The organism is Pseudomonas sp. NFACC10-1, from assembly GCF_900119195.1.
Taxonomy (GTDB): domain Bacteria; phylum Pseudomonadota; class Gammaproteobacteria; order Pseudomonadales; family Pseudomonadaceae; genus Aquipseudomonas; species Aquipseudomonas cerasi.
This window is the reverse complement of record NZ_FPJB01000001.1, coordinates 1-23942: the sequence shown is the minus strand read 5'-3', so window position 1 is coordinate 23942 and position 23942 is coordinate 1. Positions and strand designations below refer to the sequence as shown.

Here is a 23942-nt window from a genome sequence, read left to right as displayed (position 1 = left end):
TGTCAAAGAACGTTGATATCAGTGGATTGCAGCGTTATGCCGACCGCCGTGGTGAGCGTGATGCTGCCCTCCTCGTCTTCCTCTACGGAAAACAGCAGAAATTCACGGCGGTTGATCAGTCCCGTTTCGCGGGCGTACAGCATGCTCAGGTGCTTGACACGATAAGTCGCGTCGGGACTGACAATGTCTTCATCGAGCGGCGTCAGCTCGGTCTGGCCAGGGGAAGTCCCCCATTGCCGCTCGAAGACCTCGCCATCGTGCTCGTAGGTCGGCAGGCCGATCTTCGATGATGGCCCGGTCAGGCGCAGCAATTCATCCTTGCTGGTGATCGGCTCGGCGCTGTAGTAGCCGAACAGGATGATGTCCTGCACGTCCTCCGGATTGGGGCCGTCGCTGACCACTTGCAGAAAATAGTCCTCGTTATCGAGGTAAAAACGATGCAGTGCCATGGACTGGCCGAGATCAATATGCCCTACGGACCAGACCTTTTCATCGCCCGGAACGACCACTTCCGAGTGACCGTCGAGCAACAGCTTCAGTGAACTGTCCAGGCACAGCATGCGTCCGGACGCCAGCCCCAGCGGACTGACCGTGCTGACCGGTTGTACGCCGTCCCGGCCTGATGCCTTGGGGGCTTCCAGGCCCATGGCCCGTTTGAACCAACTCATAATCCATTTCCTTGCAGTGACGGGTGACGATATATAACGCTCTTCAAGCGCAACAGGCGCACTGCCGCCGCGCATTAGACTGGCTCACTTCTGCGCCAGCAATGCCCTGGAATGCATCAGCCAGGCCACACAAACGCCCGCAACTGCACCGGCGATATGTGATTCGAACGACACGCCGGCCACCGGAACGAAGCCGAATACCAACCCGCTGTAAGCGGCCAGCACCAGCAGCGCGATCAGCACGCTGGCGATACTGCGCTGATACCACGCACGCGCCAGCAGATAAGCCCACAAACCAAAAATCAGACCGCTTGCGCCGACATGGATATTGCTGCGACCGAAGCTCCAGACCAGCAGCCCGCCCAGCAGGCAGATCAGCCCGGCGACCCATGCATAACGCCTGACACCCTCGGTCGCCACCAGCCAGCTCAGCACAATGAACGGCAACAGATTGCTGAGCAAGTGCTGAATCGACCCGTGCAGAAAGGGCGCAAACACAATGCCGCGCAACCCGATGAAGCTGCGCGGCATGATACCGAAATGGACCAGACTGTTGTCGGTGACCGAGTTGATTGCCTGTACCGCAATCAACACGGCCGAGAGGACGAGGATGACCTTGAGTCGTCGGGAAAACGCCATGCACTACCCTCGTCCACCTTGTTGCAGCGCTTACTGAGCCGGCGTCTGACTTTTGGCTTTCAGGCGCGCCAGTACATCCTGCGCACCGCCGCTTTTGGCGCCGATCCCGGCATCCTGCAGACGACGTTCCAGATCGCTGCCGCTGGACTGGCTGGCCAGTTCTTCAGCCGCTTCGAGCTTGGCATCCTGTTCGTCCTGACGCTGCTTGAGACGTGCCAGCGAACCCACTGCGGTTTCCACGGCGCCGCTGGCACCGCCGGTTGCGGTGGCCGTTGCAACGCGAGCCTTTTGCACGGTTTCACGGGCCTTGGCCATCTCGACCTGCTGCTTGAGGCTCTTGATTCGCGACTCGGCCTTGATCACCTGATCCTGCAGCAGGTTGACCTGCTTGCTGAACTGATCGGCCAGCGCCTGCTCCTGATCACGCAGGGCTTCGATTTCGGCAATCTTGTTTGCACATTCGACAGCCAGCGCTTCTTCACCCTTATCGAGGGCCTGCATGGCGCGACCTTCCCAGTTGGCGATGCTGGTGGCGTGTTCTTCAAGACGCTGCGCCGAGAGTTTGTGCTTGGCCTTGATGGTGATCAGCCCGTCGCGGGCCTTGACCAGCGCGTTCTCGGCGTCACGGATTTCCTGGTCCAGAATGCGGATGGCATTGGCGTCGGCAATCGACTCGCCCACTTCGGAAGCGCCGCCACGAACAGCGGTCACCAGTTTTTTCCAGATACTTGTAGTCATGAATGTTCTCCGCCTGACAGCGCTGTTCAGTAGATGAAATGATCTTCAAAAGCATCGGCCGCACGGATCACGTTGTCCGCGAGTGTGAGGATTTCCTGCACGATTACAGTGAGCGAAGAGGCCGCGCTCAGTGCGCCGAACAGGCAGTAGACTTCCTGACCGCCGCCCAGCTTTTCGATGCCGACCGACGACAGCGGAAACAGGTCGCGGCTGCGCAGGACAACGTCGTTGAACGCTTGCACGTTCTTGATCTTGTTCACTTCGATCAAGGTCGCATCGGCGAGAATCTGCTCGCCTTCCACGGCGATGTAGATCGGCAGGTCGCCGTAGTCGGCCATGGTCAGCCTGATTCCCGAGGCATCGCCCTCGGTCACATCGAGCTCGATCTTGCCGTTCGTCACCAGTTCCAGTTCGCTGAGTGCCTTCTGCAGAGAGCTGATGGTCCAGTGGGTATTCTCGGTCATGAAGTCCTCCAGTTTTATTCTGTCGCCCAGAAAGGGCTGTCTTAAAGCTTTTTCGATCCCCCGCAAGGCATCGACATTTTCCGGCCGGATCCAGAATTCGCGCTTCACCAGCCCCGCCTCCTTGAGCCGCAGGCGCATTTCACGCATGTAATCGGTGGAGCTCTTGGACACCTTGGCCGGGACCGTTGCGTTATCGCCCTGGGTTTTACGAGGCATTGGCGCTTCCCCTTGCTGCTGGCCGTGAATCAGGTAAGCAACGTATCAGATGTTTCTGAAGATAGATACGCATCACATGTGAGATTTTCAGGAGTGAATTCTTATCGTCGTTACACAACACGAGATGAATTCTGAAAACCGGATGGCTGAAACCCTGGTAACTGGATAAACGCCAGTCTCTGCAGGAGCGGGCTTGCTCGCGAAGGTGCCGGTACAATCCACGGACAGAGGCGTTGCAACCATCGCCTTCGCGAGCAAGCTCGCTCCCACGAGATGAGCGCATTGCGATGAGCGCTTTGAGCATTAGCACACAAATCAAAAAAGGCGCTGTCCGCATCAGCAGACAGCGCCTTTATCACCCACGCAGTTCAGGCAATAGGCACAGCACAAACCCTTATTCAGCCAGGCTTTTGCTCACCACTTCATACACGTCCGCCGACAGTTTGCCGGAGGCGAGGATGCGCTCCAGCTCGGCCTTCATCAGCGCCTGACGGGCGCTGTCGTATTTGCGCCAGCGGGTCAGTGGTGCCAATTGACGAGAAGCGATCTGCGGGTTCAGCGCGTTCAGTTCGATCACCAGGTCCGCCAGGAAGCGGTAGCCGGAGCCATCAGCCGCGTGGAAGTTGACCAGGTTCTGCCCGGCGAAGGCACCGATCAGGGCACGCACCTTGTTCGGGTTCTTGATGCTGAAGGCCGGGTGTTTCATCAATTCCTGCACACGCTGCAGGCCGCCTGGCAGCGTGCTCGCCGCCTGGACGCTGAACCACTGATCCATGACCAGAGCATTGCTCTTGAAGTTCTCGGCAAACACGGCGAGCGCCTTGTCGCGCTCGGCAGTGAACGGTGAATTGACCAGCACGGCCAGCGCAGTCAGGCGCTCGGTCATGTTGTCGCTGGTATCGAACTGATCAATGGTGGCTGCCAGCACCTCCGGCTTGCCGCTGAGCATCAGGTACGACAGCGCGATATTCTGCAGGGCACGACGGGCAAAGTGCGCGGCTTCGGCCACATAAGGCGTGACCTTCGACACTTCACGGTTGGCCTGATAGCGCGCCAGCAGCCCGTCGAACAGCCCCTCTGCCAGTTGCTGACGGGCAAACTCGCGAGCAGCGTGAATGGCATCAACGTCGGCCACTTCACTGATTTCGGTCAGATAAGCTTCGCCCGGCAACGAGAGCATTTCCGCGACCATCGCCTGATCCAGGTCATCATCCGCCAGCACGGTACCCAGTGCAGTGATCAGACGCTGATCCATGACCAGTTTTTGGCCTTGCTGATGCTGGCCGATCAGCTCCTGCAATACCTGAACCGACAACTGCTGACCGGCATCCCAGCGATTGAAACCATCGCTGTCGTGCTGCATCAGGAACATCAGTTGGTCGCGGCCATACGGAAAGCTCAGCTTGACCGGTGCAGAGAAGCCACGCAGCAGCGAAGGCAGCGGCTTTTCCGCGACATCGACGAAGGTGAAGGTCTGCTCGGCTTCAGTAACCGACAACACTCGTGAGGTGCCGGTCGCCGCCGTTTCGTTCGCCAGACGCAGGGCAATTTCGCCACCCTTGCTGTCCAGCAGCCCCAGTTCAACCGGGATCACGAAAGGTTGCTTCTGATCGCCAGGCTGGCCTGGTGTGGTCGGGCAGCTCTGACGGAAGGTGAGGCTGTAGGTTTTGGCCGCAGCATCGTACGACTCGCTGACCGCCAGACGCGGCGTGCCCGCCTGGCTGTACCAGCGCTTGAACTGGGTCAGGTCGACGCCATTGGCGTCTTCCATGGCCTTGATGAAGTCGTCACAGGTCACGGCCTGGCCATCGTGGCGTTCGAAATACAGATCGCTGCCCTTGCGGAAGCCTTCAGCACCCAGCAGGGTGTGAAGCATGCCGACCACTTCCGAACCCTTCTCGTACACGGTCAGGGTGTAGAAGTTGGAGATTTCGATGAAGCTGTCCGGACGCACGGCGTGCGCCATCGGGCCTGCGTCCTCGGCGAACTGGTGGGTACGCAGGTAGGCAACGTCCTGGATACGCTTGACCGTGGCCGAGTTCATGTCGGCCGAGAAACCGGCGTCGCGGTACACCGTGAAGCCTTCCTTGAGCGACAGCTGGAACCAGTCACGGCAGGTCACGCGATTGCCCGACCAGTTGTGGAAGTATTCGTGGGCGACAATCGCTTCGACACGCTGGTGTGCGGCATCGGTCGCCGTCTCGGCACGCGCCAGCACGGCACTGGAGTTGAAGATGTTGAGGCCCTTGTTCTCCATCGCGCCCATGTTGAAGTCGTTGACCGCGACAATCATGAAGATGTCCAGGTCGTACTCGCGACCGTAGGTCTCTTCGTCCCAACGCATGGACTTCTTCAGGCTGGTCATGGCGTGCTGGCACTTGTCGATGTTTTCCGGCTCGACGTAGATACGCAGGGTCACATTCCGCTCATTCATGGTGGTGAACGTGTCTTCGATACACCACAGATCACCGGCCACCAGCGCGAACAGGTAGGCCGGTTTCATGAACGGGTCTTCCCAGGTCGCCCAGTGCCGACCACCCTCTTCTTCGCCGCTGGCCACCGGGTTACCGTTGGACAGCAGGATCGGGAAGCCCTGCTTGTCGGCGCTGACGGTGGTGGTGAACTTGCTCATCACGTCAGGACGGTCGAGGTAATAGGTGATCTTGCGGAAGCCTTCGGCCTCGCACTGGGTGCAGAACATGCCGCTGGACTTGTACAGCCCTTCCAGCGCGGTGTTGGATTCCGGATGGATGCGCACGGTGCTGTCGACCGTAAAGCTTTCAGCCTGTGGGTGCAGGGTCAGGTGATCGTCGGTCAACTGATAATCCGCAGCGCTCAGCTCGACATCGCTCAGTTTGACCGAGACCAGTTCCAGATGCTGACCATCCAGCACCAGCGGCGGCAGGCCTGCGCCACGCTCGGGGTTGCGGCGCATAACCAGTTGCGCGTGAACCAGCGAGTGGTCGTCGAACAGTTCGAAGGTCAGGTTCGTCTCATCGATGAGGTACTCGGGAGCCTGGTAATCCTTCAGGTAGATCATTTTCGGTTGTTCGGTGCGCATGCTGGAATCCTTCTACTGATGCACGGCCAGCTGATAGGCCGTGTACTTGCGAATATTGATCACGCCGGTGTCGAAAATCAGGTATTGGCCCTTGATCCCCAGCAGCGTGCCTTCGGCAATCGGGTTCTTGTCCAGATTGAAGCTGACAATCTTGGTCGGATACGCCTCGACCGGGTAACGAAACTCGACAGGCTCGGCGTCATGTAGCAATTGGATGGCCTGCAGCCCGAATCGTTCTTGCAATCCCAGCAGCCCTGCGCCGCAACTGTCGAACAGCTCCTGGCGAATGGCCTTGAGATCGACGGGTTGAGCGTCACCCTTGAGCAAGGCACGCCAGTTGGTACGATCGGCCACCTGGCTGCGCAGCAGGTCTTCGACGAAGCCGGACTGTTGGCGGGTTGCTACGCGCAGGATCGGCAGAGCCTGGCTTGCACCCTGGTCCAGCCAGCGGGTCGGCAACTGCGTTGAGCGGGTAATACCAACCTTCACGCCTGACGAATTGGCCAGGTAAACGATGTGATCGGTCATGCAGAACTGCTCGCCCCACGCCGGATCACGGCAGGTGCCCTGGTCGTGATGGCATTTTTCCGGGCTCATGATGCACAGGTCGCACTGCGCCAGCTTGAGCATGCACGGGTAGCAGTAACCCTGGCTGTAGCTGGACTTGGTCTTGCGCCCGCAATGACTGCAATGAATGGCGCCGAGAAACTCCAGACGCAGCGTCTTGCCGATCAGCGGGTTGACTGCTATCTCGGTGTCGCCCAGGCGAAAAGCGTATTGCACACACGACGTGTCATCCTGACGCGCCGACATTTTGTTGACTGCTCCGCGACCAATTTCGATCAATGAATAGCATCCGATTTGAACAGGATATTGGGCACCGGGGCCGATTTCGAGGCGCATTCCTGCGGCCCCATGTAGCCCGTACGCTGGTCTTCCGGCAGGTTCTGCGCTTCCCAGGCGATCAGCGCCTGCAGGGACAGTTCACGCTGCTCTTGAGTGAGCTTGCGACCGTCGGACCATTTGCCGATTTCCACAGCCAGTTTCAGGCTCTCGTAGATATCCGGGGTGATGTTTTCGATCATTTCTATAAAAGACGACATGGCGCACTCCAGAAAATAGCGGGTAATTCTAGGCCTTGCGGCGTGCAATCGCACCACCCAGCAGCCCGGTGACACAACCGATGATCAGCCCGCCGACATGCGCACCGTTGGCGATCTCGCCGAAGCCGAGCATGCTCACCAGCCCGGACAGGCACAGCGCCAGCCAGACCAGCATCATGATCAACACCCCGCGCGGCAGGCGATAGACCGGGTTGGGCGCCAGCATCTGGAAAATCCAGCAATGCCCGAGCAGGCCATACAGCACGCCGGACAGTCCGCCAAACAGGCTTGGGCCGCTGAACAGGTACTGCACGTAATTTGAAACCGACGAGAACAGCAAGGTCAGCAACAGCAACGACAGGCTGCCCTGACGAATTTCAATCCGCCGCCCCAGCTCCCAGAACCACATGCCGTTCATGGCCAGGTGCAGGATGCCGAAGTGAATCAGCATAGGTGAGACGATCCGCCACCATTGTCCGGCGGCCAGGCTGTCGGACACCGGCAGAAACGTCGCGTACTCGCCACTGATCCGGAAATCCTGAAAGGTCAGCCAGCGGATGACTTCGAGGTTGTCGCCCAGCAGCGTCATGCCCGCCACCAGCAGGGTGACCAGCAACACCAGGGCCGTTACCGGGCTGTTGCGTAGCTGCTCGATCAGCCCCGGCGACTTGTACGTCACGTTTGGGGCGTCTTGCGCCAGTTGAAAATGCTCGTCCCCTTCAGGGAAGCGCGTGTACAACTCGCGCACCTCATCGGCCAGTTGCGGCGCATCCGGCACCCAAAGTACCTGCTCGCCAGCCTCTTCGCTGACCCTGTGGGGAATCCGCAAGCGCTGTAACAGGCTGACAAACCCGCTCAGGTTGGTGGTCAACGGCAACCGCAGGACTGCAACAGCACTCATTCTGAAACCTCGGGACGCTGCACGTCGACCCAGACGAATTTGTCCGGGTCGATCTGTGTTTCCTGGTCCAGCCTATAGGCGACCAGCTTGCCGTAGAGCACGGCGCTGTAATCCAGACAGGCCAGATTAGGCCGGATAGGCGCGGGGACGCCGCTGCGCCAGTAATGACCGACAAACAGCAGCGGCTCATTGATACCGTAACGCAGCAATGCGTTTTTTTCGGACGTGGACAGCGGGGTCTTGGCTACGCCTTCAGGCAGCGCGTCGGGCTGAAATACCACGTCGCCATAGGTCTGCGGGTCATCTTCCCAGAACTTGGTACGAAAGAACTCGCGGGTCAGCCCGTCGCCGCCGGTCAGGGTAAGACCGTGCGGCAAACGCATGTCGGTGCCGCGCAGCAGACGGTTGAACACATTGCTGGCGAAACTGCCGGGCACTGCCGAGGCCTGGACAAAATGCTTGTCGATACAGCCGGTGCCATGCAGGCCGCGCAACGGATCGATCAGAGTCGCATCCCAGCAGGCATGCACCACCCTGAAGCGACCGGCGTCCATGTACAGCGGCAGCTCATAGAACCAGTTGACGAACTCGCTCCATTCATCCGGGTAGCGCTCGAACTGCGCCAGGGTTTCGCCGATCAGCCGGGCATGGCGCGGGGTGTGCTCACGCACGAACTCATGACCGCTTTCCGGCAAGGCTGGCGTCATCCAGCCCAGCGCGTTGAACTCATGGTTGCCCATGATGCACAGGGCATGACCGGCCTGAACCATATCGCGGACGATATGCAGCGACTCGCGAATACGCGGGCCGCGGTCGATGATGTCGCCGAGGAAGATGACGATGCGCTCGGGATGGCGCCAAACGCCAGCCTGCAGACGGTAACCGAGAAGCTCCAGCAAGTGCTCGAGGGTATGGGCACACCCGTGCACGTCACCGATCAGATCATAGCCACGCGCCGGATCGAGCATTAATCGCCCCCGCCGCCGAGCTTGCTGCCCCAGCCGAGCTTGGTGCGGCAGACCTCGTAATAATTGTGATCCAACGGATGGATCAGACGCAGTTTCTGCGGTTTCTTGCTGACCGTAATGGTGTCACCCGGTGCACAGGTGAAGTGATTCTGACCGTCGCACGACACTTGCGGGTAAATGGTCATGTCCTTGGACACCACGATTTTCAGCTCGCTGTTGCCGTCGACCACGATGGGCCGCCCGGACAGGGTATGCGGGTACATCGGCACGATGACGATGGCGTCGAGCTTGGGGTGCATGATCGGCCCGCCCGCAGACAGCGCGTAGGCCGTCGATCCGGTCGGCGTGGCGACGATCAGGCCGTCGGCCTTCTGACTGCACACGAACTGACCGTCGATGTAGATCTCGAATTCGATCATGCGCGTGGACTTGCCGGGGTGCAGCACCACGTCGTTGAGCGCATCGCCCTGACCGATGGCCTCGCCGTGGCGACGCACTTCGGCCTGGAGCAGGAAGCGGTTTTCAACCAGGTAATGCCCGTCGAGCACTTCGGCACATTTGACCTCCAGCTCGTCGGGACGGATGTCGGTCAGAAAGCCCAGGCTGCCACGGTTGATGCCCAGCACCGGAACGTTATGCCGGGCCAGCGCCCGCGCTGCGCCCAGCAGGCTGCCGTCGCCGCCGACCACAATGACCATGTCGCAGACCTCGCCGAGCATCTTGCGCGATGAGGTCTGCAGGCCATGACCGGGCAGGACCTCGGCGATTGTCTCTTCGAGAATGACGTGCAGGTGGCGGTCCAGCAGGAATCTCTTGAGTCGGCGAACGGTCTCGAGCACCTGAACACTGCCCAGGCGACCGATGATGCCGATATTGCGAAATTGCTCCATGAGGCTCCTGCTGCGGGTTCGATACGACTTTAAAAACGTGATTATGGGCGAAAGGGCCTGACAGCAGCAAACCGGGGTTTAAAAAGGGTTTCGCGGACCTTGCAACAGGGTATGGGCAGCACGCTAGAGTCCGATGCCTGCCTACCGTGTCAGAGCGCGGGTTTTATCGCATTCCACACTGACGCCGCCCGCTCGATGGCCGCCTATCTGCGCACCTCGCCAGAATGCCCGGTCCTTGCCGCCCCGCTTGGCCTGATACAAATTGATGTCGGCAGTCTTGAGCACTTCCGAGCTGTCCACTGCCGCTGGGATGTCGGCCAGCCCGGCACTGCAGGTCAGCGGGCTGACAGCGAGTGATTTTCTGATGCAGTCCAGCAGGTTCAGCACATATTCCCGAGCTTCATCTTCACTGCACATTGGCAGGATCACGCCGAACTCCTCTCCGCCCATGCGTCCGAAGGCGAGACTGCCCACAGTCTTTTGCAGGCAGCCAGCCATCACGCGAAGTGCCTGATCACCGGCGTCGTGGCCAAATTGATCATTGATGGTTTTGAAGTCATCAATATCGAGCATCAGAAAATAACCCGCGGAGTTATTCAGCACATGTTTATCCAGTGCCTGCATCAGTGCCCGGCGATTCAATATGGCGGTCAGGTCATCGGTCAGCGACAGTTCGCGAAACTGATGTTCCAGACTCAATACCGTACGAAGTGTGCGCGTGTAAGTGTGATTCATCACACTGCCCAGACTGACCGACGTGATAAAGAACAGTGTCATGAACAGAGTCGCGACACTGTCCGTGTCCAGTCCTTGAGCGGGAGAGAGAATACACCAGGCGAGTACCGCGACCAGAAGATAATCCCGTGTATACACCACTAACAATGTCGAACACAGGATAATCATCACGGCGACCGAGAGTGACCAGTTGATGTCCATCCCGGTGCGCAAATGGCCCGCCCTTGAAAAGCACAGTGCCACAATGATCACGAATGTCATGCTCATACATCGCCAGACTCTGAAGTCGACCGCGCGGTATTGCCAGGCGCACGCCCCCAGCAGGCCAAGGGTCAGCAGCATTTCCGGCAGACCGAATTGCAGATACGGCGTGACCGACAGAACAACCAGCCAACAAACGATGGCAATACATTGCACACGGGCAATGGCGGGTGAGAGCAGTTGTTTTATCCGGGCCTGCATATCACCGTTCATAGAAAACTCCAGGCATCCGATTTGCCGAGTCGAATATCCGCCGCATGAAGACTGCCTATATTAGGCAGCCCACGAGTCGACCGACTGATTGAATGACGTTCACCACCAGGTGACCACAATTGAGACAGACCGGCCAATGAACATCATTGAGCAGTGCCTGAATTGTTTGACGCAAACAATATACTGGATATGAATGACAGTTTGCACAAAGAGAAGGCCACTGATAGTTTTCGATAACCTTTCTTTATTCGATGATCATCCTGTCGCACGTCGGACGTCATGTGTTGTCTGCGAAGCAAAAAATACCCGTGCGCACCGGCCGCTTGCCGAACACGCTGTCTGTCGGCGGCGACTCACGCTATTCTCGGCGCATGACTCTATTCCCCGGCCTGATCGATCTCCCCCGCCGATTGCGGCATTCCGAAGTGCGCGACCTTGCCTGGGTGATCCTCGCCCCGCCCATGCTTGAAACCGCACCCTGGCCGCAACGCCATCCACTGGCGGGCAGCGACTGGGTGAAAGCCCCACAGCAGCTGGCGGATTTTCTCTGGCAACTGGACCACGACAGCCGTCCGCTGGAAGACTGGCTGGCGCAAGCCAGCACACGAAGACTGGGCCGCTATTACGAACGGCTCTGGCAATTCGCCGTACAGCATGCACCGGGGGTGGAAATAATCGCCGCCAACCTGCCCATCAGGCTTGGCAATCAGACGCTGGGCGAGTTGGACATGCTGTTGCGGGATGGTGAAGGCGTGCACCACGTCGAACTGGCGATCAAGCTCTACCTCGGGCCGCAGGACGGCGATGGCCGCGATCCGGCGCACTGGCTGGGGCCTGGCTGTCAGGACCGGCTGGACCGCAAGCTGACCCATCTGAGCCAGCATCAGTTGCCAATGTCCGCACGTCCGGAAAGCCGGGCGACGCTGGCAGCGCTGGGGGTCGAAGCGTTCAATGCACGGTTGTGGCTGGGCGGCTACCTGTTGTACCCGTGGCCAGGCTCATGCCAATCCCCTGCCGGCGTTCATCCGCAGCACCTCAAGGGTCGCTGGCTGCACCAGCGTGACTGGCAGTCGTTCCTGGCGCAAAGCCAGCCGGGACGCTGGCAACCCTTGCCGCGGCATGCCTGGCTGGCGCCGGCACTCTACAACCAGGCGTGGAGCGATCAGCAGTTGCACGACTGGCTGAGTGAGCTCGACCCGCTGGCCCCGGCGCAGCTATTGGTACGCCTCAGGGAGAATGCAGAGGGCAATTGGGAGGAAGCCGAGCGGCTGTTTCTGGTGTCGGACCTGTGGCCGAATCTGGCCCAGGTTGTGTAAAAACGTCATGAGCGAAGGCAAGACAAGGCAAAAACAGGCGAAAACGGCCGGGGTCGCGACCGACTCTAGGTGTTCTAAATGAGCATTTTTCGCCTGTTTTTAACGCAGTATTGCCAAGCACAGTAGTTTTTACACAGCCTGGGCCGATACCAGTCATCCGCTCAACCCAACCGCAATGCCAGCGCAGCCAGTGTGACCAGCAGCACAGGCACGGTCAGCACGATGCCGACCTTGAAGTAATAGCCCCAGCTGATAGTGATGCCCTTGCGCTCCAGGACATGCAGCCAGAGCAGCGTGGCCAGGCTGCCTATAGGAGTGATTTTCGGGCCGAGGTCGCTGCCGATCACGTTGGCGTAGATCATCGCTTCCTGGATGGCGCCGCTGGCATGACTTGCGTCGATGGACAACAGCCCGATGAGTACCGTGGGCATGTTGTTCATGATCGAAGACAGGAACGCGGTCATCACACCGGTGCCCATCGCCGCGCCCCAGATGCCATAGCCCGCGAACCAGTCCAGCAGATTGGCCAGGTAATCGGTCAGCCCGGCGTTACGCAGGCCATAGACCACCAGGTACATACCCAGCGAAAAGACCACGATGTGCCACGGTGCTTCTTTCATCACCTTGCGCGTCTTGATCGTATGCCCTTTGGCGGCGATGCCCAGCAGCAACACTGCGCACACCGACGAGATCGCACTGATCGGGATGCCCAGCGGCTCAAGGGCGAAACAGCCCACCAGCAGAATCAGCAACACCGCCCAACCGGCCAGAAACGTGGCGCGGTCGTGGATAGCCGTTTCCGGCTTGTCCAGATGCTCGGGCTCGAACTCGGCGGGAATGTCCCGACGGAAGTACCACATCAGCACAGCCAGGGTGGCGGCGACACTGGCCAGATTCACCGGCACCATGACCGCTGCGTAACGGTTGAAACCGATCTTGAAGTAATCCGCCGACACAATGTTCACCAGGTTCGAGACCACCAGCGGCAGGCTGGCCGTATCGGCGATGAAACCGGCCGCCATGACGAACGCCAGCGTCGAGGCAGGCGAAAAGCGCAACGCCAGCATCATGGCAATGACGATCGGGGTGAGGATCAGCACGGCACCATCGTTGGCGAACAAGGCCGACACCAGCGCGCCGAACAGCACGAACAAGGCAAACAGACGGCGTCCGTTACCCTTGCCCCAGCGCGCCACATGCAGCGCTGCCCAGGCAAAGAAACCGGCTTCATCGAGCAGCAGCGTGATGATGATCAGCGAAATGAAGGTCGCCGTGGCATTCCAGATGATGCCCCACACCACAGCGATGTCACTGAAATGCACGACGCCTGTCAGCAACGCCAGGATTGCCCCCAGTACGGCACTCCAGCCTACGCCCAGGCCCTTGGGTTGCCAGATGACCAGCGTGATGGTGAACAGGAAAATCAGCGTTGCTATCAGCATTATTTGGTCCGAGGCAGAAGAATCGCGAGGATGCCGAGCAGCGGCAGGTAGGAGCACAGCGTGTAGACGAACAGGATGCCGTGGCTGTCGGCCAGATAGCCAAGCAAGGCAGCACCGATGCCGCCGAAGCCGAACATCAGGCCGAAGAACAGCCCGGCAATCATGCCCACGTTGCCAGGCACCAGCTCCTGGGCGTAGACCACGATGGCGGAAAACGCCGAGGCCAGTACAAAGCCAATGATCACACTGAGTACGCTGGTCCAGAACAGATCGGCGTAGGGCAGCGCCAGGGTGAACGGCGCAGCGCCAAGAATCGAGAACCAGATCACCGCCTTGCGGCCAATGCGGTCACCGATCGGCCCACCGAAAAAGGTCCCTGCCGCCACGGCGCCCAGAAACAGGAACAGGTGCAACTGCGAGCTGGCGACCGACAGGTCAAATTTCTCGATCAGGTAGAAGGTGAAATAGCTGGTCAGGCTGGTCATGTAGAAGAACTTGGAAAACACCAGAAACGCCAGCACTGCCAAGGAGGCAATCACACGCTTTCTGGACAGACCATGAGTCGCGGCCTGACCGGCCTTGAGCTTGAACAGATTGAGGTGCGCGCGATACCAGCGGCTGATTGCGTACAGCAGCCCCAGCGAGAACAACGCAAACAGCCCGATCCAGGCGACATTGCCCTGGCCGAACGGGATGATGATCGCCGCTGCCAACAATGGTCCGAACGCCGTGCCCGTGTTGCCACCGACCTGAAAGGTCGATTGCGCAAGCCCGTAGCGACCACCGGAGGCCAGTCGCGCGATACGCGAGGCTTCCGGATGGAACGTCGAAGAGCCGATGCCGATCAATGCAGCGGCCAGCAGGATCAAGGGGAAGCTGCCGACCACCGACATCATCACGATGCCGATCAGCGTGCAGATCGATCCGACGGGCAGTACCAGCGGGTTGGGATGGCGGTCAGTGTAATAACCGACCCAGGGCTGCAGCAGCGAGGCGGTGATCTGAAATGTCAGGGTAATCAGGCCGATCTGGGTGAAGCTCAGGTCGTAGCTGGCCTTGAGCATGGGGTAGATCGACGGAAGGATGGCTTGAATCAGGTCATTGACCAGGTGCGCGAGGGCGACGGCACCGATGATGCGCATCACCAGCGGGCTGGCTTGGGAGGTGGTCGAGGCCTTCGCCGTCGCGGGCGGAGCACTGGTCGCCATGGTATTTATCCGTAAAAGGGTTCGCGGGTCGCCCGGTACGGATGATTACAAGATGTGTCACGCGTATCGGGGCGCGCCAATGTGCCATTTTTCGGGGCGACTGTGCCACGTTTTGTTGCGTTTTTGCTGACGGAAATACCTTTCGTGACGCTCTGCGTCACACAGCGGCTCTGTGACATCAGACGGATTGAAGTTCGACTCGGATTCTCGTTCCCACGCGCCGCGTGGTAATGCAGTTCGTGACGCTCCGCGTCACACAGCGGCTCTGTGACATCAGGCGGATTGAAGTTCGACTCGGATTCTCGTTCCCACGCTCCGCGTGGTAATGCAGTTCGTGACGCTCTGCGTCACACGGCGGTTCTGTGATGTTAGGAGGATTGGTGTTTGGCTCAGGTCACCTTTGCGCCCTTACGGCGCCTTACTTTGAGGGGCCAAAGCAAGCAAAGTCCCAGCTCCGTTTCCGGCCCGACTTCGTCGGGTTCCTTCGCTGTTGAAAAGCGCTTGCGGCAGAGGCTGCGGGTTTTAACGCACCACTCCCGCACTCAGGCAATTGACCCCACCACCGGCTCCTCACCTGCAACAGGCACATCATGCAGCGAGATTTTCGAGGTTTCCGGCAGGGCCATGCCGCCGGCCATTGCCAGCGCTGCAACTGCGATGAGGTAGAACGCGGGCGACAGGTTGCTGCCGGTCATGCTGATCAGCCAGGTGGCCATCAGCGGCGCGGTGCCGCCGAACAGGGTGTAGGCCATGTTGTAGGTGATCGCCGAGGCGGTGTAGCGGGTACGGGTGGGAAAGGTTTCCGACAGCAGTGCGGCCGTTACCACGCCGCACAGCACTGCGCCCACGGCGAGCAGCATGACGCCGATGATCGAGGCGATGAACGAGCCGGAGCTGGCCATCAGGAATGATGGAAACACCACGATCATCAACAGAATACAGGCCGTTGCCATCGTGACCCGGCGCCCTACTCGATCCGAATAGGCACCGGCCAGTGGGCAGAGGGCGGCGGCGAAGGCCAGAGCGATCAACGAGACCAGCAGCGCCGTTGCCCTGCTCAACCCACCGGCCACTTGCAGGTAGGTCGCGAAATAGGTGGTGAACATGTAGAACGACAACGCCGTCAACGACACGAATGCGCCCAGACAGCACATCGCCGCCGCGTGATGGCGCAAGGTGTCCTTGAGTGGCGAATGGGCAACGGCGTGCTCTTGAGCGACCGCCTGAAACGCCGGGGTTTCATCGAGCTTCCAGCGCAGGTACAGCCCGACCAGCCCCAGCGGTGCAGCAATCAGAAACGGCAGACGCCAGCCCCAGTTACCCATCGTCTCGGTCGACAGAAATGACTCCAGCGCGTAGGCCACCACTGCCGCAGCAGCGAATGCGGAGAACGTCGAGACCGGAACGAAACTGCCGTACCAGGCACGTTGCGTGCGCGGGGCGTGCTCCATGAGGTAAGCACAGGCGCCGGCATACTCCCCGCCGGCCGAAAAACCCTGCGCGCAGCGAATAGTGGTCAGCAGCACCGGCGCCATCACACCGATCGCAGCATAGGTCGGTAACAGGCCGATCAGTGTGGTGGCACCGGCCATCAGCAGGATGGTCATCGCCAGGGTTTTCTTGCGCCCGATCCGGTCACCCAGCATGCCGAAGAAAATCCCGCCCAGCGGTCGGAAGGCGAAGGCCACGGCGAACACGGCAAAGGTTTTCAGCAACGCCGCACTGCTGTCGCCGCTGGGGAAGAACTGCAGCGCGATCGTCGTTGCCAGAAAGCCATACACAGCAAAATCGAACCACTCGACAAAGTTGCCGATGGCCGCAGCGACGATGACTTTTTTCAGCGTGGCAGGATCGACTTGCTCTACGGTAGTAGTTGTCATGACTGGCCTCGACGTCTTGGTCTGGAATGGATCGATTATCGAGACAGCGACCCGGATGCCCCTCTCCAGAAGTGTCATCCACGTAGTCAGGGCCGACGTCTCGCCATCGAACTGCGCAGAATTCGTGCCAAAGGCTCTGCCACGTGGTTTACAGGCCCATCGCGCGCCGCCCCTGAAGGCCGCCGGTGTGGACGAAGACCAGGCGGGTGCCGGGCGCGAAACGACCGGCCAGCACCTCATCATGCAGGGCCAGCAACGCCTTGCCGGTGTACAGTGGTTCCAGGGGTATGCCGCTCTGAGCCTCGCAGGCGGCAATGAAATCGAGCAGCGCCGCGTCGGTTCTGGCAAAACCGCCGCGGCTGGCATCAAGCAGAACACAGTTGGGAGGCAGGCACGTACTGGCGTCGGCCTGCGCACCAGCCGCCTCACTCAGCACCGCGATAATGTTTTGCGCGACCCCGTGATCCTCGGGCACAGCCATCGCCCCATACACCGGACGAACGCCCGCCTCTGCCAACAGTAAGCCGGCCAGCGTGGTACCGGTGCCTGCCGCCAGCCACCATCCGTGGTAATCGCCCCAACACAGATGCCCGAGTTGCTCTTCGAGCATTGCCCGCAATCGACCGCAACCCAGAGCACCAGCAAGCCCGCCACCGCCTTCGGCAATCGGATAAAGACCGGGATAGCGGGACTGCCAGGTCGACCAGAAGCCAGCAGCATGCCGCTCACGATAGCCGGCGTAACCCAGCCAGTGCAGTTGCATATTGAAAGCCTGCAGATCGAGCACCGTCGGCGTCTGCTGGGCATGACCACGTAGCAGGCCGACCGTCGGGAAACCGAAGCGCTTGCCTGCAGCGGCCAGGGCATGCAGATGATTGGAGTGCGCTCCGCCGAGGCTGATCAGTCCCTCGGCACCCGAGTCCACAGCCAGGCTCAGGTGCTCGCTGAGCTTGAACCACTTGTTGCCGCTGATCAGCGCATCGATAAGGTCCAGACGCAGAATCGCAACCTCGACCCCGGCGTCTTGCAGCCAGGGCAGGTTCAAGCGTTCCAAGGGCGCAGTGGGTTGCCAGCCGAGGGCGTCAAGCATCATGCGCCGTAGTCTACAGACAAGCCGTTTCAGGGTCTTCGTCGATCAGCAGGCTGCGGCGCGAAGCCCTGAATCAGGCATTGTCTGTCACAGGGTGGCGGCCAGACGCGAGCCCTGGTCGATGGCCCGTTTGGCGTCCAGCTCTGCGGCAACGTCCGCGCCGCCAATCAGGTGCACGCTTTGCCCGCCGTTGAGCAGTTCGTCATACAGTTCACGCAACGGGTCCTGCCCGGCACAGATCACCACATTATCCACCGCCAGCAGCTTTTCCTCGCCGTCTTCGCCAATGCGAATATGCAGCCCTGCATCGTCGATTTTCAGGTACTGCACGGCATTGAGCATCTGCACCTGTTTGTTCTTGAGCCCCGTGCGGTGAATCCAGCCGGTGGTCTTGCCCAGGCCGTCGCCGACTTTGGAACTCTTGCGCTGCAAGAGAAACACCTGACGTGCCGGCGCGTGGACTTCGGACTTGACTCCGGCGACACCGCCGCGGGCCTGCAAGGTCGTGTCGATGCCCCACTCTTTCCAGAAAGCCTCGCGATCCAGACTGGTGGCCACGCCTTGATGCACGAGAAATTCCGACACATCGAAACCGATGCCACCCGCACCTATCACTGCCACGCGGCGCCCGACCGGCTTGCGCTGCAATATGACGTCCAGATAGCTCAACACCATGGGGTTATCGATACCGGGGATGGCCGGTGTGCGCGGCGCGATGCCGGTCGCCAGAATCACCTCGTCAAAACCTGCGCCCAGCAAGTCTGCGGCCTTTACCCGATTGCCGAGGCGCAACTGAACACCCGTCTCCTGCACTTTGTTGCGGAAGTAACGCAGGGTTTCGGCGAATTCCTCCTTGCCCGGCACGCGCTTGGCGATATTGAACTGGCCGCCGATTTCGCTGGCCGAATCGAACAGCGTCACCTCATGCCCGCGCTGTGCGGCAACCGTTGCGGCGGCCAGACCGGCAGTCCCGGCGCCCACTACGGCAATTTTCCTGACCTGCAGGGTGGGCAGGTAATTGAGCTCGGTCTCGTGGCAGGCACGCGGATTGACCAGACAGCTGGTCAGCTTGCCGCCGAAGGTGTGGTCGAGGCACGCCTGATTGCAGCCGATGCAGGTGTTGATGCGTTCGGCATGGCCCGCAGCGGCCTTGTTGACGAACTCGGGATCGGCCAGAAACGGACGAGCCATTGAGACCATGTCCGCATCACCTTCGCTGAGAATGCGCTCGGCAACTTCCGGGGTATTGATCCGGTTGGTGGTAATCAGCGGGATGTTCACCGAGCCTCGCAGCTTGGCAGTGACCTTGCTGAACGCGGCGCGCGGCACCTTGGTGGCGATGGTCGGAATGCGCGCTTCATGCCAGCCGATACCGGTGTTGATCAGGGTCGCTCCGGCCTGCTCGACCGCCTTGGCCAGCTCGACGATTTCTTCCCAACTGCTGCCGCCTTCCACAAGATCGAGCATCGACAGGCGAAAGATGATGATGAAGTGTGCCCCGACCGCCTCACGTACGCGCCTGACAATCTCGACCGCCAGACGCATACGGTTTTCATAACTGCCGCCCCAACGGTCGGTGCGGTGATTGGTATGCGCGGCCAGGAACTGATTGATGAAGTAGCCTTCCGAACCCATGATTTCGACACCGTCATAACCGGCACTGCGCGCCAGCGTCGAACAGGTCACGAAATCGGCGATCTGCTTTTCGATGCCCTCTTCGTCCAGCTCTCGCGGCGTGAACGGGTTGATCGGCGCCTGAATGGCGCTCGGCGCGACCTGCTTGCGGCTGTAGGCGTAACGACCGGCATGGAGAATCTGCAGGCAGATCTTGCCGCCAGCCTCGTGCACCGCACGCGTCACGATGCGATGGTGCTCCGCTTCTTCAGCGTTGGTTAGCTTCGCCGCGCCGTCATAGACACCACCCTCTTCATTGGGCGCGATGCCACCGGTGACCATCAGCCCGACCCCGCCGCGGGCACGCTCGGCAAAGTAGGTCGCCATGCGCTCGAAGCCGCCCGGCCGCTCTTCAAGACCGGTGTGCATCGAGCCCATCAGGGTGCGGTTGCGCAAGGTCGTGAAGCCCAGGTCCAGGGGGGCCAGCAGGTGCGGATAATGAGCAGCAGTCATGGCGAAGCTCCATCGAGTCAATCACGGAATAGCAAGGACCTCTGCGGGTCCTCTGGTTCATGGGCAACAGTAAAGACGCATCCCGCCACACACTCAATGACCGAAAGTGACAAGTTATTGATCCAAACGCGCAGTGGCACTTGGCAAGCGCCCGACGCCGCCCTACCCTAGTCGACAATTTCCCGATGGCCGTCATTCGATCTTTTTATGCGCAAATTCTTCGCCATCTGCCTGGTTCTGCTGAGTATTGCCAGCCTTGTCAGCTACGCAATCTGGACCGGACAACGCCCGGCGGGTCACTACCTGTCCGATCTGCGCATTCGTCTGGCCATCAATGAAGGCCAGCCCGGAGAACGCGGCAATCTGCTGGGGATCGAGCCCGAGCTGTTTCCGACTGATTACCAGAACATTGAGCGACTGCACCGCAAGCTCGCCGCTTATCTGCAACAGGCCCGTGAAAATGGCCTGATCAACCCACGAACGGTGGTGGTACTGCCGGAACATATCGGCACCTGGCTGTTCGCCAGTGGCGAGAAGGATCAGCTCTATCAAGCTGCCACGCTGGATGAAGCCATGGACTGGCTGTCGTGGAGCAACCCGCTGCAATTCATCAAAGCGGTGCTGCGGGCCGAAGGCCGGGACCGTCTGGATGACGCCCACCTGCGGATCAAGGCCCGATCGATGGCGCGGGACTATCAGACACTGTTTGGCGGGCTGGCCAGAGAGTTCGGCGTCACACTGGTGGCCGGTTCAATTGTGCTGCCCGATCCCAGTGTCGAAGGCGGTCAGCTGAAAGTCGGCAGCGGCGCCCTGTATAACAGCAGCCTGATATTTGGCAGCGATGGCCTGCCGCTCGGTCAGCCGCAGCGTCAGTTGTACGCCGAGCGCTATCAGAGGCGTTATGTGCACACGGCAAGCGACGCACCGTTGTATGTGGTCGATACCCCGGCCGGGCGTCTGGGGGTGCTGATCGGTAGCGACAGCTGGTACCCGGAGAATTACGCGCGCCTGAACCAGAGCGGTGCACAACTGATTGCGGTGCCGGCCTTTGTGATCGGCAAGGCCGCCTGGTCCCAACCGTGGCGCAAGCCTCGGCACTCAGACATCGACGTGCCGAACGAAACGCCTAGTGAGGGCGACGCCTGGCATCACCTGACATTGACCGGCCGTCCTCCGCAAAGCACTGCGCAGGCCGGGATCAGTGTATTCATGCGCGGACAGTTCTGGAATCAGGGCGTGGCCGGGCAAAGTTTTGCCAGCCACGCAGGGCAAACGATCGCCGAGCCGCAGCAGGAAAATGCTGCCACTGGCGGCGCGCGCCTGATCAACCTCTGGCTTTGACGATGCCGACCCTGACGCTGCGCCTCGGTGATCTGTCGGTGGGTTTCATCCAGAGCCTGACTGATGCGGTCAACAGTTTCGACAGGAACCCTGACGCGCTGCTGGAGCAGTACGGTCTTGACCCGATTCGCCTGAGCCAGGCGCGAGCGCGGCTATCGATCCCGCGCTACATGCGCCTGGGGCATGCCGCCATCCAACTGACCGGCCAGCCCGGGCTGGGGTTGCGCATGGGCCAGCTCAGTCGTTTTGCACAGGCAGGTCTGGCCGGTATCACTGCGGCCCAGGCACCCAACGTGCGCGAGGCGGCGCGCACGCTGATTCGCTTTGAGCCCTTGTACGGTTCCAATTATCGCGGTCAGTCGAGTTTCCACGAGGATGCCGGCGGCGCCTGGATGCGCTTCTATTCGATCAGCCCCTATAACGCTTACAACAGGTTTGTGGTGGACTCGATTCTAGGTGGCTGGCTGGCTCAGCTTTCGACGCTGGCAGGTACAGAACTGCGCGCACAACGCATCGAGATTGAATTCGAAGCGCCTGACTATGCCGAGCAGTACGCCGCTTTGAGTGATAACCCGATGGTGTTTGGCGCGGCGACCAATCAACTGCGTCTGGATCAGACAAGCCTGGCATTACGCAACCCGGACCATTGCCCAAGTACCTGGCGGCACCTGTTGCAGCTGTGCGAAAGCGAACTGGAACAACAGACCCGCACCCGCAGCCTGCGTGAACGCATCATTCAATTGCTGGGGCCGCTATTGAACGGCGGAAGTGAACCGGATCTGGAGGAAGTGGCGGCAAGGCTCAAACTGCCCACCTGGACGCTGCGCCGCAAGCTGACCGAGGAAGGTACATGCTTTCGCGCAGTGCTCAATGACACGCGGCGCGATCTGGCGATGACTTATATTCGCGACACTGAACTGGCGTTCGGGGAGATCGCCTACCTGCTGGGATTCGCTTCTGCCGAAGCCTTTCAACGCGCCTTCAAACGCTGGAACGGGCAGACTCCGGGAGAGTTCCGCCGCAGCCAGCGTCAAAGCGCATGAAGCCGTTCACAGTTCGGTAGCGTCGTCGGCAGGCTCTACCGGGTCCAGTTCCGATGCACGGTATTCAAGTAGTTCTTCCTGGTATTCGTCCATTTCTTCGCCCTCTTGGCTGAGTGATTGGGGGTAATAATCAAAGCTGAAATAACTGACCGCAAGATCAACATTAAAGTGCCAATGTGAAATAAAAATGTTGATTCCTGTCAAACAGACGAAAAAGACAGCGGCCGATTCAGCACTCCCCTCAACTCTCTAGCGGACGGGCGCTATTGACTTGCATGCCAGTGTCGACCTAACCTCCTGCTCATGAACCTCATCAAGCACAACCTCGGCCAGATTATTATTACCGTCATTCCAGTCATGGCGGGTTAGCCGACGTTTGCAAAAAACCCGCCCTGGAGGCGGGTTTCTTCTGTCTCCCGGGCAACCATTGCCGAATCAGGAGTCAGACATGATCGCCATCCCTCGCTCTATTGCCCTTCTCGCCATTCTGGACCTGATTATCGATCTGCCGCGCGCGTTCGCCGAGTATCCAGGCACAACGTATGAAGAGGCGATGCGATGAGCCAGGGCCCGCACGATCTGCTCAACTATTACGCGCGCAAAATCCTCACCTCCCGCGTTTACGACGTTGCCATCGAAACGCCGCTGCAAGGCGCTCGCCAGCTGTCCGAACGGCTGGGCAATCAGGTGCTGCTCAAGCGCGAAGACCTGCAGCCGGTGTTCTCGTTCAAGATTCGCGGCGCGTACAACAAGCTCGCGCAATTGCCCGCAGAGCAGACTGCACGGGGCGTGGTGACGGCATCGGCGGGCAATCATGCCCAGGGCCTGGCGTTGGCGGCACGCGAGTTGGGGATCAAGGCGACCATCGTCATGCCGCGCACCACGCCGGAGATCAAGGTCGAAGGTGTGCGCTCGCGGGGTGCCACCGTGGTGCTGCACGGCGATTCCTTCCCGGAAGCGCTGGCCTACTCGCTGAAGCTGGTCGATGAGCAGGGCTTCGTCTACATCCATCCGTATGACGACCCCGACACCATCGCCGGGCAAGGCACTGTGGCGATGGAGATTCTTCGTCAGCAACCGGGCCAGCTGGATGCGATCTTTGTTCCGGTCGGGGGCGGCGGTCTGATTGCCGGTATCGCGGCGTATGTGAAATACCTGCGCCCGGAGATCAGGGTGATCGGCGTCGAGCCGGACGACTCCAACTGCCTGCAAGCGGCGATGGCCGCCGGGGAGCGCGTGGTGCTGAGCCAGGTCGGACTGTTTGCCGATGGCGTGGCAGTGGCGCAGATCGGCCACCACACCTTCGAAGTGTGCCGCCATTATGTCGATGAAGTGATCACCGTCAGCACCGACGAGATCTGCGCGGCGATCAAGGACATCTACGACGATACCCGTTCGATCACCGAGCCCTCCGGCGCGCTGGGCGTGGCCGGGATCAAGAAATATGTCGAGCAGCGCGGCGTCAGCGGCCAGACGCTGGTGGCGATTGATTCAGGGGCCAACGTCAACTTCGACCGCTTGCGTCACGTGGCCGAGCGCGCCGAACTGGGCGAAGGCCGCGAGGCGATCATTGCGGTGACCATCCCCGAACAACCGGGCAGCTTCAAGGCGTTCTGCGAGGCCATCGGCAAACGGCAG

The 23942-nt window shown here is 60.2% G+C and carries 20 protein-coding genes; 4 read left to right on the top strand and 16 right to left on the bottom strand.

Annotated features, from left to right (window positions below; genetic code table 11):
- Nucleotides 1-2: 2 nt before the first annotated feature.
- The 11 genes from BT119_RS00110 to BT119_RS00060 all read right to left on the bottom strand — a co-directional run bounded on the left by BT119_RS00110 (nt 3) and on the right by BT119_RS00060 (nt 10857).
- On the bottom strand, nt 3-668 hold the full coding sequence (locus BT119_RS00110) for a DUF2491 family protein (RefSeq protein ID WP_003368476.1): 666 nt from the start codon (nt 666-668) through the stop codon (nt 3-5).
- Between the two features lie 84 nt (nt 669-752).
- Nucleotides 753-1307 (bottom strand): rhomboid family intramembrane serine protease, encoded by a 555-nt coding sequence (locus BT119_RS00105; protein ID WP_003368475.1) that lies wholly within the window; start codon nt 1305-1307, stop codon nt 753-755.
- Between the two features lie 30 nt (nt 1308-1337).
- Nucleotides 1338-2045 carry a PspA/IM30 family protein gene (locus BT119_RS00100; protein ID WP_060708820.1) on the bottom strand — a complete coding sequence of 236 codons (708 nt, stop codon included), beginning with the start codon at nt 2043-2045 and terminating at the stop codon, nt 1338-1340.
- A 26-nt stretch (nt 2046-2071) separates the two neighbouring features.
- Nucleotides 2072-2725 (bottom strand): YjfI family protein, encoded by a 654-nt coding sequence (locus tag BT119_RS00095; protein WP_003368473.1) that lies wholly within the window; start codon nt 2723-2725, stop codon nt 2072-2074.
- A gap of 394 nt (nt 2726-3119) precedes the next feature.
- Entirely contained in the window at nt 3120-5786 is a 2667-nt protein-coding gene (gene pepN, locus BT119_RS00090; RefSeq protein WP_072364390.1) for an aminopeptidase N, read from the bottom strand.
- A 12-nt stretch (nt 5787-5798) separates the two neighbouring features.
- Nucleotides 5799-6632 carry a DUF2797 domain-containing protein gene (locus BT119_RS00085; protein ID WP_004414155.1) on the bottom strand — a complete coding sequence of 278 codons (834 nt, stop codon included), beginning with the start codon at nt 6630-6632 and terminating at the stop codon, nt 5799-5801.
- Nucleotides 6629-6889, bottom strand: coding sequence for a YeaC family protein (locus BT119_RS00080; RefSeq protein ID WP_003368468.1), 261 nt, complete (start codon nt 6887-6889; stop codon nt 6629-6631). The genes BT119_RS00085 and BT119_RS00080 overlap by 4 nt, the downstream gene beginning before the upstream one ends.
- Before the next feature lie 28 nt (nt 6890-6917).
- Complete coding sequence (locus tag BT119_RS00075) at nt 6918-7790, bottom strand: rhomboid family intramembrane serine protease (protein ID WP_072364388.1); 873 nt, start codon at nt 7788-7790, stop codon at nt 6918-6920.
- Nucleotides 7787-8758, bottom strand: coding sequence for a metallophosphoesterase (locus BT119_RS00070; RefSeq protein ID WP_072364386.1), 972 nt, complete (start codon nt 8756-8758; stop codon nt 7787-7789). Before BT119_RS00070 ends, BT119_RS00075 begins: the two co-directional genes overlap by 4 nt.
- Nucleotides 8758-9648, bottom strand: a complete 891-nt coding sequence (locus tag BT119_RS00065; RefSeq protein ID WP_003409651.1) for an NAD(+) kinase — start codon at nt 9646-9648, stop codon at nt 8758-8760. The genes BT119_RS00070 and BT119_RS00065 overlap by 1 nt, the downstream gene beginning before the upstream one ends.
- 141 nt (nt 9649-9789) lie before the next feature.
- The gene (locus tag BT119_RS00060; RefSeq protein WP_058396657.1) at nt 9790-10857 is read right to left on the bottom strand and encodes a GGDEF domain-containing protein; all 1068 of its coding nucleotides are present in this window, start codon (nt 10855-10857) and stop codon (nt 9790-9792) included.
- Between the two features lie 371 nt (nt 10858-11228).
- Here BT119_RS00060 and BT119_RS00055 point away from each other — a divergent pair, with 371 nt between their 5' ends.
- Entirely contained in the window at nt 11229-12173 is a 945-nt protein-coding gene (locus BT119_RS00055) for a DUF1853 family protein (RefSeq protein WP_046720320.1), read from the top strand.
- Between the two features lie 161 nt (nt 12174-12334).
- Here BT119_RS00055 and BT119_RS00050 read toward each other — a convergent pair whose 3' ends face one another.
- The 5 genes from BT119_RS00050 to BT119_RS00030 all read right to left on the bottom strand — a co-directional run bounded on the left by BT119_RS00050 (nt 12335) and on the right by BT119_RS00030 (nt 19920).
- Complete coding sequence (locus tag BT119_RS00050; RefSeq protein WP_058396658.1) at nt 12335-13615, bottom strand: arsenic transporter; 1281 nt, start codon at nt 13613-13615, stop codon at nt 12335-12337.
- Nucleotides 13615-14823, bottom strand: a complete 1209-nt coding sequence (locus BT119_RS00045; protein ID WP_054081184.1) for an MFS transporter — start codon at nt 14821-14823, stop codon at nt 13615-13617. Before BT119_RS00045 ends, BT119_RS00050 begins: the two co-directional genes overlap by 1 nt.
- A 542-nt stretch (nt 14824-15365) precedes the next feature.
- Nucleotides 15366-16703: an MFS transporter gene (locus BT119_RS00040; RefSeq protein ID WP_072364384.1), complete on the bottom strand. Its 1338-nt coding sequence runs from the start codon at nt 16701-16703 to the stop codon at nt 15366-15368.
- 148 nt (nt 16704-16851) lie between these two features.
- Complete coding sequence (locus BT119_RS00035; RefSeq protein WP_004414168.1) at nt 16852-17796, bottom strand: 1-aminocyclopropane-1-carboxylate deaminase/D-cysteine desulfhydrase; 945 nt, start codon at nt 17794-17796, stop codon at nt 16852-16854.
- An 84-nt stretch (nt 17797-17880) separates the two neighbouring features.
- On the bottom strand, nt 17881-19920 hold the full coding sequence (locus BT119_RS00030; RefSeq protein ID WP_072364382.1) for an NADPH-dependent 2,4-dienoyl-CoA reductase: 2040 nt from the start codon (nt 19918-19920) through the stop codon (nt 17881-17883).
- A gap of 207 nt (nt 19921-20127) precedes the next feature.
- Here BT119_RS00030 and BT119_RS00025 point away from each other — a divergent pair, with 207 nt between their 5' ends.
- The 3 genes from BT119_RS00025 to ilvA all read left to right on the top strand — a co-directional run.
- The gene (locus tag BT119_RS00025; RefSeq protein ID WP_072364380.1) at nt 20128-21261 is read left to right on the top strand and encodes a carbon-nitrogen hydrolase family protein; all 1134 of its coding nucleotides are present in this window, start codon (nt 20128-20130) and stop codon (nt 21259-21261) included.
- Nucleotides 21262-21263: 2 nt separating this feature from the next.
- Complete coding sequence (locus BT119_RS00020; RefSeq protein ID WP_003368445.1) at nt 21264-22304, top strand: AraC family transcriptional regulator; 1041 nt, start codon at nt 21264-21266, stop codon at nt 22302-22304.
- A 558-nt stretch (nt 22305-22862) separates the two neighbouring features.
- Nucleotides 22863-23942 (top strand): threonine ammonia-lyase, biosynthetic (gene ilvA / locus BT119_RS00005; RefSeq protein WP_072364901.1); only part of this gene is annotated, 1080 nt, incomplete at its 3' end.